The organism is Streptomyces sp. NPDC056231, assembly GCF_048270745.1.
In the GTDB taxonomy this organism is placed as follows: domain Bacteria; phylum Actinomycetota; class Actinomycetes; order Streptomycetales; family Streptomycetaceae; genus Streptomyces.
In genome coordinates this window covers 25,447-38,412 of record NZ_JBLVKW010000031.1, presented here as the reverse complement: position 1 = coordinate 38,412, position 12,966 = coordinate 25,447, and the positions used below count along the sequence as shown (strand labels likewise).

Genomic DNA, 12,966 nt, shown 5'->3' with positions numbered 1-12,966 from the left:
ATGCGGCAGGGTCGTCGCCGGTGTCCGCGCCCTGGGCGGCACCGGCCTGCGAGGTCTTCGGGTCAGTGACGAAAGGAAGGCCGCTGCGGCACGTTGATCCGGACCCGCCGTGCGGACCCCGCTCCCTCGATGTCGTCGAGCTGCCCCAGTACGGCGGCCCGCAACTCGTCGTAGTCCGCGAAACCGTGGTCGTGGAAGAGGGTGTAACCCGTCCACATCAGGTTGGCGCACACCTTCGCAGGCACCTGCCCGGTCTGCGCTCCCATCCCGACGAGGGCCACCGACCGGATGCTGCCTGGCTTCGCCCGGTTCTGCAGGTGCACCGCCTGGAAGGCGGCCGCGCAGGCCAGAGCCACGTTCATCGTGTCGCTGACGTTCTGCGACGACTGGCGCATGGTGGGCGTCGAGATCAGGTACCGAGGTACGTCCGCCCCGGACGGGACGCACACCGCGCTGCCCACCGGCAGCCGTCCGCCGAACCGGTCGCGGATCGCCCGCTGCACCCGCACCTGGATGCCCGCACCGAGGTACCGCTTGACGACGGCGTCAACCCCACCGTCCATCCGGCCACGCTCGTTGGTGGGGGAGACCCAGGCGTCGGCGTCCACATCGAGAAGGGAACCCCGCCTGATCTCGACTTCCGGCGTGTCCGCGAACGCGGACCGCCAGGCCGACACCACCTCGTCGTTGACGTCGACCAGGACGACGCTCAACGCATGCCTGACACCCACGAATTCACCCCTATCGCTCCGTGATCTCGAACAATCCCGAAGCTACCGCGCGCCACTGACAGCGCCGTTCGACAAGGCTGTTCGAGCAGGGGAGCAGGGGATCACGCCGTCTGCTCCGAGCAGCTGCGGTTCGATTTGGCGGCTGGCCGGAAGGCGGTTTCTCGGCTCCTTGCCGACCTGCTCGACCATCTCCGTGCAGAGGGCCTTGTCCGTCAGCGGCGCCCGAGAACGGAAACGGCCAGGACATGCTGAATCAGGCGGCGGCCGCGGCGTACCACGGTGCGGCGGGAGCGGGGCTGCCGGAACCGAATTCACCTGGTGACCCGTCTTGGGCAGCAAGATCAAGCAGATGGGAGGCCATGGTGGACGGAGAGGCAGCAGTGGCCCGGTGGACGCGACGCCGATTTGGGCCGTGGGGTGCGGGCGGGAGCACGAAACGGGACCCGTGGCGCCGGTCGGCCTGGCGACGGGGGCGGGTGCCCGCCGTGCTCGCGGTGCTGACGGCCGGGCTCATGGTCTTCCACCGGGCGGTGCCCAACTCCGTGGGCCGCCTGGGCAGTCTGCTGGAAGCCTTCCTTCCGTGGCTCGGCCTGGCGGTCGTGGTGCTGCTCGTCCTGGCCTTGCTGCGCCGTTCAGCAACCGCGCTGGTGGCGCTGCTGCTGCCGGTGGCGGCCTGGACCCACCTCTTCGGCGGGCTGCTCGGGACGGAGCACGGCCCGCACGACCTGGTCGTGGTGCAGCACAACGTCAGTGACGAGAACACCGACCCGGTGGGTACGGCCCGCGCCCTGGTCGGCGCCGAGCCCGATCTCATCGCGCTGGAGGAGCTCGAGCCCCCGGCGCTGGCGATGTACGCGCAGACCCTCGCCGTGAACTACCCGTACCACGTCGTTCGGGGCACCGTCGGACTCTGGTCCAAGCATCCGCTGACCGGTGCCCGGCTGGTGGACATAAAACCTCAGCAGATCGCGGAGACCTGGAGTCGCGGGCTGCGCACCGTGGCCCACACGCCGCACGGCGATATCGCGGTGTACGTCGCGCATCTGCCCTCGGTCCGTGTCCGGGCGAGCGGCCTCGCCTCCTCACGGCGGGACGAGAGCGCCAACCTGCTGGGCAAGGCCATCGCCGCCGAGAAACTCAAAACGGTCTTCCTGCTCGGCGATCTCAACGGCACCGTCGACGACCGTGGGCTGGCCCCGCTGACCTCCCGGATGAACACAGCGGAGCGGGGCTTCGCCTTCAGCTTCCCCGCCGCCTTCCCCGTGGCCCGGATCGACCAGGTCATGGCCCGCTCGGCGACCGTCGGTCACATCCGCACCCTGTCACCCACCGGCAGCGACCACCTGCCGGTGACCGCCCGGATCACACTGGGCTGAAGCAGTAATCTCCATGACAACAACCGTTCCTAGCCAGTGTGCGTGAGTGAGTCCTGGACCCACTGCTGCGTACTGGGCGCATCCCGAACGGTGTTGGATGCGCTGGGTTCCCGCTTTCGCGTCCCGTTCGGCGGCACGCCTCCTGGGGCATGGTCCGTTGTGGGTGGGCGGGTTCCCTCGCGCCCCCGGGTGCCTGGTCCGGCCTGGACGGTCCGATGCCCCGCACGATCACTCCGGTCGTGCGGGGGCGGTGCCGTCCTTCCCCAAGCTCTCAACTCCGTTCGAGCAGGGGATACCCCATCCCGGACCGGGTGCCCGAGGGCGCGTCGTCCGATCGCGATACCTGCGGCATCGTGACGGGACATGGTGCGGTGCGGGGTGGCCAGCGGTTTCTGCCAGTGCTGCGCACCCCACTGGGAGGTGTAGGCGGGATCGACCGCGACAATGCTCAGGCCGTGTTCGGCGGCCATGGAGACGAGCCGGGCCTTGAGTTTCCCGGTCGGGATGCCGGAGATGAGCTGCCGGAACCGCTTCCTGCGGCCATGCTTCTCCCGGGTCTTCTCGGCGGCGAAGTCGAGGTCTTCGATGCCGATCGCGGCGACACCGACCTGCCTGGCCCAGTTGATCAGGCGGGTCAGCGCGTGGCGGATCTGTGCATCGCGGTGACTGGCGGTCCCGGACAGGTCGAAGCCGAAGCGGCGCGGGTCTCCGATGGGGTTGCCGTGCCGGTCGAGCCGGTAGGCGGCGAAGTGATCGGCGTTCGTGTCGACACCGATCATGCCCCGGGCGCGAGCGGCTTCCAACGGGATGGTCTTCACGACGGGGCGCTGCCAGGACGCGGTGAGGTACCAACGGCCACGGTCCACGTCGAGGTGGATGCAGCGTCCTGATCCCGGCCGCCAGTGTCTGGATGTGCGCCGCCTGGCAACGGCGCGCGAGCGCCCACTGATCATGCGTGGCCTTGGTGATCGCACCCGCGATCCGCGACGACGACAATGCCGTCAGCTCCCGCTTACGCGACGCCCACGTGTCCGCACCGTGCTCCAGACCGTCCGCACCGCGAGCCTTGAGATCACCGGAAGCCAGCGCACCCTGGTGCTCGCCGACCGCGCGCAGGACTTCCTCGTCGTGGGGGGGTGAGGTGCCCCAGTCGGACCCGGATCGCCACCCCGCAAGGCCCGGGCACCACGAAGGGCACGGCCAACTTCCGCATCCCGCCCACCGCGTCACCCCCTCCCGCAAGACCGGACACCTGCCACCCGACCCAACGAGCAGCCGACTGGGAGCACCGACCTGATGAGGACGACGCGGGGCCTGCCGGGGCTTGAGTTCGGTGCAGTCCTCTTTGGCCGTCGCGTCGCCCTCGTTGGTCAGACGCGTGGGCCGAGGAACAGGCCCCCGCTCGCATCGACGATCTGACCGGTGATCCAGCGGGCGGCGTCGGAGGCGAGGAAGGCGACCACGTCGGCGACATCGTCGGGACCGCCCAGCCGGTCGAGCGCCGTCATACCGGCGATCTGTTCAGAGAGGCCCGGCACGTCGAAAACGGCTCCGTTGGCCGCCGTCCTGGTGGCTCCGGGAGCGACCGCGTTCACCGTGATCCCTCGCGGACCCAGTTGGTGGCGAGGGTTCTGCTCATCGTCTCGACCGCGGCCTTCGTCATGGCGAAGGAAGTCTGGGCCGGATTGGCCATCCGGGTCGCCACCGACGAGATCGTGATGACCCGGCCGCCGTCGCGCAGCAGGGGCAGCGCGTGCTCGATGATGAAGTACGGCGCTCGCACGTTCACCGCGAACAGGTGGTCGAACTCCGCCCGCGTCGTCGCGCCGAGCGGGCCGGCCGGCGAGGCTGCCGCGTTGTTGACGAGGATGTCGAGCGGCCGACCGGCCAAGCCGGCCTCGACCCCGGCGAAGAGCGTCTCGACATCGCCGTCCACGCCCAGTTCAGCTTGGACGGCGAGGGCGGTCCCACCGGCGCGTTCTATCCCCTCGACTGTCGCCGCAGCCCCGCTCTCGTCCGTGCCGAAGTGCACGATGACTGTGGCGCCTTCAGTCGCGAGCCGGGCTGCGATCGCCTGCCCGATGCCGCGCGACGCACCTGTCACCAGAGCCGTCCTGCCGGCCAGACCATTCATGCCGCCACCCCATCTGTTAGTAACTAACATTGAGATAGTGTCTACCATATGAATGAGCGGAAACCGACCCTGCGAGAGCGGCAGCGATCCGAGACGCGGCGCGCGATCCAGGCGCACGCGGTACGACTGTTCACCGACCGCGGCTACGACGCCGTGACGGTGGCCGACGTCGCCGATGCCGCCCGAGTCTCGGCAATGACCGTGTACCGGCACTTCCCCACCAAGGAGGACCTCGTCCTTGTGGACCAGCCTGCATTGCTCATCGCCGAGCGGGTCGCCGCGTCGTCCCCGACCCACCCCCTGGTGCACCGCGTCGGCGGCGCACTCGTCGAGGCGGCCACGGCATTGACCGGCGGCGACGGGGGCGAACCGGCGGCGAACGAGCGGTTCTTGCTGGACTGCCTCCGGCTCATGGTCTCGACGCCCGCGCTGCGGGCCCGGCACCTGGACGGTCAGTACGCGCTGCAACAGGCTGTTGTCGATGCTCTCGGGGACGACGCGACCGATCCCGAGGCCGCGTTCCGCGCACAGGCGGCGACCGGCGCCTGCCTGGCCGCGATGCATACAGCGCTGACGCGCTGGGCCGATGACGACGGGCGGTCGAAGCTGCCCGACCTGATCGCGCGGGCGCTCGCCGCGTCCTTCGGCCACGACGTCGTTGCTCGTGCAGGTCTTTGAGCTTCTTCCCGAAGGCGTACTCGTCCCGCCGCGACCGGCGCTACTTGAGACGACGCCAGATCAAGCACACCATCCCCGAGCCGAAGAACCAGCGGGCCAACCGACGACCCGTGGCAGCAAGGGCGGCCGACCCGTCGGCTTCAACAAGCGGATCTACAAGCGCAGGATCGAAGTAGAGCGGACAATCAACGCCCTGAAGAACTTCCGAGCCGTGGCCACGAGGTTCGACAAATGCGCCTACATCTTTCACGGCACCGTCATCGTCGCCTTGATCCGACTCTGGCTCCGCTCGTGATTTGCGACTGGCCAGTGCCGTAGCAGTCAACGTTCGCCCTGTTGGCAGGTGATGAGTCGCCAAGACAGACTGCTCGACATGGAGTTGATCGCACAGGGGCGGGACGCTGATGTGTTTGCCCTGGATGAGTCCAGGGTTCTGCGACGCTATCGGCACGATGGACGGCAAACCGACCTGGAGCCGCGCTTGATGGCCCATCTGGCCGAGTGTGGGTATCCGGTGCCGAAGGTGTACGAGGTCACCGATACAGGCATGGTTCTTGAGCGGCTGACCGGACCGACGATGCTGGAGGCGTTGGCGCAGCACCCGTGGCGGTTGCGCGACCTCGGTCGGATGTTGGGCGGCCTCCTAGATCGGCTCCATGGGCTGTCGGCCCCAGCATGGCTGCCTCAGCGGTTCGGTACTACAGGTGATGACCGTGTGCTGCACTTGGACTTGCATCCGGGTAACGTCATTTTGACCGGGCGCGGCCCCGTGGTGATCGACTGGAGCAATGCGGGCGCTGGTGATCCCGCTGCCGATGTGGCGATGACCATTGTGACCGTTGGCAGCGCCGATGTCCCCGGTCTCGCCGCTCGTTTGGGTCGGGGCCTGCTTTTGCGAGCCATCCAGGGCGGCTGTGGAGCTGATCCCACTCCGCGGGTCCAAGAGGCGGTCCAAGCCAAGCTGGCCGACCCGAATCTCACTACCACAGAGGCAGCCTGGTTGCGGAAGCGTGCTGCTGTCTGACTTGCCCGGGGGCCTGGCGCGGGTCGGGTGCATCGGTCAGGCTGCTTGTCCGTGGTTGAGCGTGTGTGGGTGGGGGAGATTGATGACGATGAGGGCAGACGGTTGCTGCGGATCATCCGCAGAGGTGCCGGCTCGAAGGTGACCTGACGGCGGGCCCAGATGCTGCTGTCACCCGCACAGGGCATGCCAGCAGGGAAGATCGCCGAGGTGACGGTCACCAGCCCGGACCGGGTCCGTCCATCAGGTGCAGGGAGCGCAGATTCACCACACCTGACGACGAAGCGATGCCAGCGGGTCGCGACGTGGGTGGCGGCCAACAACGTGGAGATCGCCTACACCCCGACCAACAGTTCCTGGCTCAACCGGATCGAGGCCCAGTTCACCGCCTTGCGTTACTTCGCGCTCGACGGCACCGACCACATCAGCCACGAGGAGCAGGGCAGCATGATTCGCCGTCACATCAACTGGCGGAACAAGCACGCCGCCGACGAACGCCTCCGCGAGGTCGTGAACAGGGCGAACGTTGCCTAATGCGGCACTAGGGCGTGCCGATAGCCGACGACGGTGCCTCAAGGACGAAGAAGAGGAAACAGGGTTGGCTCGAAAGGTCATGGAAGCCGTCCGGGAACAGCTCACGCGCGGCCGGGTCTGGCTGCGGTTCACTGATGGCGGAAAATCGGAATCCGGCGGTGGTGAAGGATTCGGCCATGGCGTGCATTGGCTTGCGCCAGAGCCTCATTGGAACGGACTGTCCGTTGAACGTCCAGTCGATGCCATAGCTGGTGGTCGCGAAGTAGTTGGGCCGAGGATCCTGATGCGTGTAGGCCACGAAAGGGTGGTCCACTGACACAATCAGCCGACCGCCGGGCCTGAGTACTCGCCGCAACTCGGCTAGCGTCGGCCCCCAGTCCTCCAGATAGTGCAGCACTAGCGATGCGACCACGTCGTCGAACGCACCGTCGGCGAACGGCAGGCGGTACCTCAGGTCCGCCACGCACAGGGCCACGTTGTCACCGAGCCGCCGCCTGGCCAACTCCACCATCCCCGCGCTGGCATCGATGCCAGTGACGACGGCACCGCGGTCGCGAAGTGCAGCGGTCAGGGGGCCCGAGCCGCAACCCGCGTCCAGGATCTGACGACCGACTACATATCCGGCGAGGGCCAACATTGCGGGCCGCTCGTAGTAAGCATTCACGAGGTTGTTCTCGTTCTCCGCCGAGTATGCCTCGGCGAAACTGTCGTAATTGTTCGCCTGGTCCCGATCTGCAGACTGGGCAAAGCTCTCGGGCACGTCGGTTACGCGTTCCATCGCCGCAGCCTAGGCTAGTGAGCTCCAATCACCCTGCCTTGTACTGCCAAGGTCGTCTGCTGCCGTGAATGGAACCGCTTGACCTTGTCGCAGCGACAACGTTTCTACTGGTGTCATGCGAATCGGAGAGCTCGCCGGCGTCGTCGGCATCACCACCCGCGCCGTACGGCACTACCACCGCATCGGGCTGCTGCCTGAGCCGCCGCGTCAGCCCAACGGATACCGCGAGTACACGCTGCGCGACGCCGTCGAACTGGCCCGCATCCGCCGTCTGACCGAGCTCGGCCTGAGCCTGGAGGAAGTGAAGGACGTTCTGGCGGACGACGAGGGCAAAGATCTTGTCGAAATCCTTGCCGAGCTGGACGCCGACCTGGCCCGCCAGGAGGCGTCCATCCGGCAGCGCCGCGTCCGCCTGGCCCAACTGCTCGAGCAGGCCGGGCAGACCGGGCGGTTGCCCGTCGAGGCCCCGGTCTCTCCCGAGCTCGCCGCCCTCTTCGACGACATGGCCCGCGCATCAGCGCGGTTGCCAGGACCGGAGCCTGCGATGGCGGCCAAGGAGCGGGAGCTGCTGGCACTGCTGGAGACCGGTTCGCCGGGCGGCGACCGCAGCTGGCTCTACGCCATGGGGCAGAGTCTGAGTGCCGACGCCGAGGCCATGCGGCGTGCTTACGCGGTGTACGACCAGATGGACGCACTGGCCGAGGCAGCCGAGGACGACCCACGTGTGGAGGAGACCGCCCGGGCCATCGTCGAGAGCATCCCGGACGAGGCGGCGCAGGCGATGATCCCTGCGGACGGCAAGGGTGGATCGGGCGAGGAGCGCGGTTTCGCGGACGCCCTCTTCGCGGAATTCACTCCTGCCCAGGCGGCAGCCGTGCGCCGCGCCATCGAGCTGCTCAGGGAGCGTGCCGGGTGAAGGCGCTGCGAAAGGCACTGCGCTGGGGCTTCGCTGCGCTCGCACCATGCGAACTCCTGGTCTTCATATGTGTGGTTGGCGGGATGCGAGTAGCCCCGGCCGCATGGCTGGCGGTGGAACTGGCGGTGCTTGCGTTCTTGGCCGGGGTGACCGCACTGCTTCTCTTCGACTACCGGCGGCACCGCCGCGAGGGTGTCCACCGTCACTCCGCATTCCTGGCCGCGATCGCTGACAGCGTCCCGGCATCCGTGCGCAAGCTGATCAGCCACGAGATCACCCTCGCGACCAGCTTCTTGCGCTGGGTAGCCCGCCGCGGCTCGCACGGCGTACGCGGTGGCGACCACCCCGTTCCGTACGCGCCGGGCCAGGCGGCGACCATGTACGGCTTGCTCTTCGTCTGCATCGTCGAGACGGTCGCCCTCGCTTACCTGATCCCCTGGCCGGTGGTGCACGGCGCCATGCTCGTCCTCGACATCTGGGGCTGCTACTTCCTTCTCGCCCTGCATGCGTCCTGCGTGGTACGCCCGCATGTGATCGGGGCCGATGGCTCGCTGCGCCTGCGCTATGGCGCTCTGCTGGACATCCGCATCCCGGTCGACCGCATAGCCTCGGTCCGTCTGGACCGGAATTTTCCGGATGGCAAACTGGCCGCCCCGGATGAGAGTGGCATGGCCGACGTGGCTGTGGCCGGCATGACGACGGTCACCGTCGAGCTCACCGAGCCGGTGCGGTACCTACGCGTCCTTGGCAAGCATGCCGAGGCCCGCGCCTTCCGCTTCTACGCGGACGACCCCGTGTCCGCGGTCGCAGCGCTGAGGGCAGGCGGTAGGTCTTCCCCTGGCTCCCTCACCACCTCGGGCCAGTAGCCGACGTGGCTGGGATCTGCACGAGTGGCCTCCCCGGCGGCCAGCCGGTACCGCTTCGCTGAGCTGATGTTCTTCGGCCTGGGCATCAGTTTGAAGTCGAGCATGTGGACGTAGGTGAAGGCGAAGCCGCCGGACGGATCGTCGACTGGTCGTACCTGACCGAGCGTTCGTTACTGCTCGACGTCGGCCGCAAGTACGCGCGCGAGGTGACCGGGAAGCAGACGTGTGGCTCGCCCCGTCCGTTCGCCACCCTGGAGGCGTTCCGGGACGAGGCCGTGGCCCGGGTGGGAACAGCACCCGCGACCGGCGGGCGTGGCTGAGCCGGGACGCCCGGTTTCTCCCCGGTCGGCCCCTGTTGCCCGAGGTGCGGCGCGAGCCCCTGCAGCAGTCGACGGGTCGAATGTCTTGACAGTGAACCGAGTGGGACCAGTAGCCTCTTAAGGTCAAAAGTGGTCTAGACCACATGGAGGGTCTGATGAGAAGGCGTAGAACAGCCTTCGGCGTGATAGCCATAGCCGGCTGTATGACGCTCGGGGTGCTCACCCCCGGAGTTGGAGCACAGGCAGCGGAAACCACGGGAGCGCGCGCGGCCCCGGCGGGCACCCGCCCCCTGCCGACCGTCTCCCCGATACCGCAGTCCATCTCCCGCTCGGGCAACGACGCGGCCGTCACTGGCCGGGTACTCGTCGTCGCGGACGCGCAGACGGACGCCGCCGCCCGCGACCGCCTCGTCCGCGAGCTGAGGAAGCATGGCGCCGCGCGTGTCGACAACGTTTCCCCCGACAGCGTCCCGCCGGCGTCCGACGGACTGCTCACCGTCAGGCTGGGGCCGGCCGACCGCCCGGACATTGCCAAGGCGCTCGGTGACACCGCCGTGCCCGGCCACGCCGAGGGCTACGCCCTGCGGGTCACGGGCCGGCAGTCGCATCCCGAGATCGCCCTGGGGGGCACGGACACCACGGGCCAGTTCTACGCCGTGCAGACGCTGCGCCAGCTCTTCCAGCGCGTGGGCGACGACTGGAAGGTGGCGGGCACTCAGGTCAGCGACTACCCGTCGATGCCGCTGCGCGGCACCATCGAGGGCTTCTACGGCCCGCCGTGGACCGCACAAGAGCGCCTGGACCACATGGACTTCCTCGGCGAGATGAAGTCCAACACCTACGTCTACGCACCGAAGGACGACCCCTACCACCGGGACAAGTGGCGCGATCCCTACCCGCAGGCCAAGCTCGCCGAACTGAGCGAACTGATCGACCGCGCCCGGGCCGACCACGTCCGCTTCACCTTCGCCGTCTCACCCGGCGCATCCATCTGCTATTCCGACGACGCCGACACCAAGGCGCTGACCGACAAGATGCAGGCGATGTACGACGCAGGCGTACGGTCGTTCTCCATCCCCCTGGACGACATCAGCTATACCCGCTGGAACTGCGACGCGGACGCGCGGAAGTTCGGCGCGCCTGGCCGCGGCGCGGCGGCCCGCGCCCAGGTGAGCCTGCTGAACACGGTGCAGCACGACTTCATCGCCGAGCGGCCCGGGGCCAACCCGCTGCAGATGGTGCCCACGGAGTACGGCGACCTGACCGACACCGCGTACAAGCAGGAACTCCGTGCCACGCTCGCCCCCGAGGTTCAGGTGATGTGGACCGGGACGGACGTGGTGCCGCGGGAGATCACCAACGCCCAGGCGTCCAAGGCCGCCGAACTCTTCGGCCGCAAGGTCTTCGTGTGGGACAACTACCCGGTCAACGACTTCGGTCGGACCGCCGGGCGACTGCTGCTGGCGCCGTACGACAAGCGTGAGTCGGGACTGTCCGACCACCTCAGCGGCATCGTCTCCAATCCGATGAACCAGGAGGCCGCCAGCAAGCTCGCGGTCTTCACGATGTCGGACTTCTCGTGGAACGACCGGGGCTACGACCGCGACCGCTCCGGGCGCCAGGCCGCCCTCCACCTCGCCGCGGGTGACGCGCGTACGGCCGACGCGGTGCAGGTGTTCGTCGACCTCAACCACGCGGCCCCGACCTTCGGCTCCGAACTCTGGCAGCCCCAGGCCCCGCTGTTCAGTGCCGAGCTGGAGCGGTTCTGGAAGGCGTACGGAACCGATGAGCGATCCGCGATCAACGGTTTCCGCCCCTCCGTCCGCGCGGTGACGCAGGCACCGGCCGTCATCCGCGAGGGCGTCCCCGACAAGCTGTTCCTCTCCGACGCCTCCCGCTGGCTGGACGCCACGGAACTGTGGGGCCGGGCAATGGAGCACGGCCTGAACGCGCTCGCCGCGATCGACGCCGGCAAGACGGCCGAGGCGGCCAGTGAACGCAAGGCCATGGACTCCCTCGCCGCAGAGGCATCGCAGATCATGGTCGACCCGGCCGAGCACCACCAGCACGGCCCGGTGAAGATCGGCGATCCGTTCGTCGAGGACTTCGTCGCACGCGTGGAGATCCTCCACGACGAGTCGATGGGCCTGCCGCCCCTGCGTGAACTCGCCAGGGGCAAGAAGGCGACCCAGATCTCCGACTACGACTGGGGCGGCGCCTTTCCGTTCAGTGCCGACAAGGCCGTCGACGGCGACCGCTTCAACTTCTCCACCACCAGTGGCCGGGAAGCACAGCCGTGGTGGCAGGTGGACCTCGGCACCAGCGCCGACCTCGAGAAGATCAAGATCTACAACCGGACGGACTGCTGCGCCGACAGGACGAAGGACTACTACGTCCTGGTCTCCGACCAGCCCTTCTCCGGCACGCTCGCGGACCAGCTCGGCAAGCCGGACGTCTGGAGCCAGCACGAGACCGCCCAGGCCGGCAGCCCCACCACCATCGACACCAACGCCCGGGGGCGTTATGTACGGGTGTGGCTCGCCGGTAAGAATCCTGTGGAACTCAACATGGCCGAGGTCGAGGTCCTCGGCCGTGTGAAACAGGGCTGACCAGGGCTGACACCGCCTTGCCACCCACTGCCCGGCCCGCATGCGGCCGCCCTGACGGGGCGGCTGCATGCCGGTGCCGGCGGGCGACTGTGGTGGGGTGGCGGTTGTCGGTCCGACGGGCGTGTCCGACACTGACGTGATGGATCAGCTGGAACAGACCGTCGGCCTCGTCCGCGACGTCGTGGGGCCGGAGCTCCTGGGGACGTATCTCCACGGCTCCGCCGTGCTCGGGGGTCTTGCCCCGGCCAGCGACCTGGACATCCTGGCCGTCACGCGGCGGAGTCTTGACGAGCGGAAGCGGCGGGCGCTTCTCGAGGGCTTGTTGGAGATCTCCGGCCTCACGCACACCGTCCGGCCGGTTGAACTCACTGTCGTAGTCCAGTCCGAGGTCCGCCCCTGGCGGACCCCGCCGATCGGAGACTTCCTCTACGGAGAGTGGCTGCGCGACGAATTCGAGACGGGCAGGCCTCCGCGGCCCGGCCCGATGCCGGATCTGGCCTTGGTTCTCACGGTGGTCCTGGCAGGCGACCACCCCCTGACCGGGCCGCCTCCCGCCGAGCTCCTGGACCCGGTGCCGCACACCGATCTCGTGCCGGCGAGCGTTGAAGGAATCCCCGAACTTCTCGCCGACCTGGACGACGACACCCGCAACGTCCTGCTGACCCTCGCCCGCATCTGGACCACCCTCGCCACGGGCGAGATCAAAACCAAGGACGCTGCCGCCGACTGGGCCATGGCCCACCTACCCCCGAAACACCGCCCCGTCCTGGAGCACGCCAGGCACTTGTACCTCACCTGCCACTATCAGGACGAAGTCTGGAGCGAGGGATTGAAGGCGCAGGTGCGACCGCACGTGAACGACGTGCTTGCCCACATCGACCACCTGCGCCAACGGGCGTGAACCTCTATGTGCTGTACGTATGGCCGGAACGGGCTGAGTGGCCCGTCCTGGCCGGCACCTCCACCACCAGCCCTGTCTCCACCGGCGTACGGCTCACCCTCC

At 68.2% G+C, this 12,966-nt stretch carries 10 protein-coding genes and 4 pseudogenes; 10 read left to right on the top strand and 4 right to left on the bottom strand.

Going from position 1 to position 12,966, the window contains the following annotated elements; translation table 11 throughout:
- Positions 1–62 precede the first annotated feature (62 nt).
- Positions 63–731 carry a macro domain-containing protein gene (locus ACNPQM_RS23185; RefSeq protein ID WP_418085565.1) on the bottom strand — a complete coding sequence of 223 codons (669 nt, stop codon included), beginning with the start codon at positions 729–731 and terminating at the stop codon, positions 63–65.
- 476 nt (positions 732–1,207) lie between these two features.
- Between ACNPQM_RS23185 and ACNPQM_RS23180 the strand changes: the two genes are divergently transcribed.
- A complete protein-coding gene (locus ACNPQM_RS23180; RefSeq protein WP_418085564.1) occupies positions 1,208–2,107 on the top strand; it encodes an endonuclease/exonuclease/phosphatase family protein in 900 nt (299 codons plus the stop codon).
- 29 nt (positions 2,108–2,136) lie between these two features.
- Here the strand turns inward: ACNPQM_RS23180 and ACNPQM_RS23175 are convergent.
- Positions 2,137–3,329, bottom strand: a pseudogene (locus ACNPQM_RS23175) (hypothetical protein).
- A gap of 148 nt (positions 3,330–3,477) precedes the next feature.
- Positions 3,478–4,241 (bottom strand): annotated as a pseudogene (locus tag ACNPQM_RS23170) (SDR family NAD(P)-dependent oxidoreductase).
- 48 nt (positions 4,242–4,289) lie between these two features.
- Between ACNPQM_RS23170 and ACNPQM_RS23165 the strand changes: the two are divergent.
- The 4 genes and pseudogenes from ACNPQM_RS23165 to ACNPQM_RS23150 all read left to right on the top strand — a co-directional run.
- Positions 4,290–4,919, top strand: a complete 630-nt coding sequence (locus ACNPQM_RS23165) for a TetR/AcrR family transcriptional regulator (RefSeq protein ID WP_418085563.1) — start codon at positions 4,290–4,292, stop codon at positions 4,917–4,919.
- Between the two features lie 11 nt (positions 4,920–4,930).
- Positions 4,931–5,214: pseudogene (locus ACNPQM_RS23160) on the top strand (IS5/IS1182 family transposase); the annotation flags it as partial.
- 78 nt (positions 5,215–5,292) lie between these two features.
- Entirely contained in the window at positions 5,293–5,943 is a 651-nt protein-coding gene (locus ACNPQM_RS23155; RefSeq protein WP_418085562.1) for a phosphotransferase, read from the top strand.
- Positions 5,944–6,204: 261 nt separating this feature from the next.
- Positions 6,205–6,474, top strand: a pseudogene (locus tag ACNPQM_RS23150) (transposase); the annotation flags it as partial.
- Positions 6,475–6,481: 7 nt separating this feature from the next.
- Here the strand turns inward: ACNPQM_RS23150 and ACNPQM_RS23145 are convergent.
- Positions 6,482–7,252 (bottom strand): class I SAM-dependent methyltransferase, encoded by a 771-nt coding sequence (locus tag ACNPQM_RS23145; RefSeq protein WP_418085561.1) that lies wholly within the window; start codon positions 7,250–7,252, stop codon positions 6,482–6,484.
- Between the two features lie 115 nt (positions 7,253–7,367).
- On the opposite strand from ACNPQM_RS23145, the gene ACNPQM_RS23140 reads away from it, so the two are divergent.
- The 5 genes from ACNPQM_RS23140 (at position 7,368) to ACNPQM_RS23120 (ending at position 12,864) form a co-directional block, all read left to right on the top strand.
- Positions 7,368–8,168: a MerR family transcriptional regulator gene (locus ACNPQM_RS23140; RefSeq protein WP_418085560.1), complete on the top strand. Its 801-nt coding sequence runs from the start codon at positions 7,368–7,370 to the stop codon at positions 8,166–8,168.
- The gene (locus ACNPQM_RS23135; protein WP_418085559.1) at positions 8,165–9,034 is read left to right on the top strand and encodes a hypothetical protein; all 870 of its coding nucleotides are present in this window, start codon (positions 8,165–8,167) and stop codon (positions 9,032–9,034) included. The genes ACNPQM_RS23140 and ACNPQM_RS23135 overlap by 4 nt, the downstream gene beginning before the upstream one ends.
- A gap of 104 nt (positions 9,035–9,138) precedes the next feature.
- Positions 9,139–9,354: a hypothetical protein gene (locus ACNPQM_RS23130; protein WP_418085558.1), complete on the top strand. Its 216-nt coding sequence runs from the start codon at positions 9,139–9,141 to the stop codon at positions 9,352–9,354.
- A gap of 155 nt (positions 9,355–9,509) precedes the next feature.
- A complete protein-coding gene (locus ACNPQM_RS23125) occupies positions 9,510–11,963 on the top strand; it encodes a beta-N-acetylglucosaminidase domain-containing protein (RefSeq protein ID WP_418085557.1) in 2,454 nt (817 codons plus the stop codon).
- Between the two features lie 139 nt (positions 11,964–12,102).
- Positions 12,103–12,864 (top strand): aminoglycoside adenylyltransferase family protein, encoded by a 762-nt coding sequence (locus ACNPQM_RS23120; RefSeq protein ID WP_418085556.1) that lies wholly within the window; start codon positions 12,103–12,105, stop codon positions 12,862–12,864.
- Positions 12,865–12,966 lie beyond the last annotated feature (102 nt).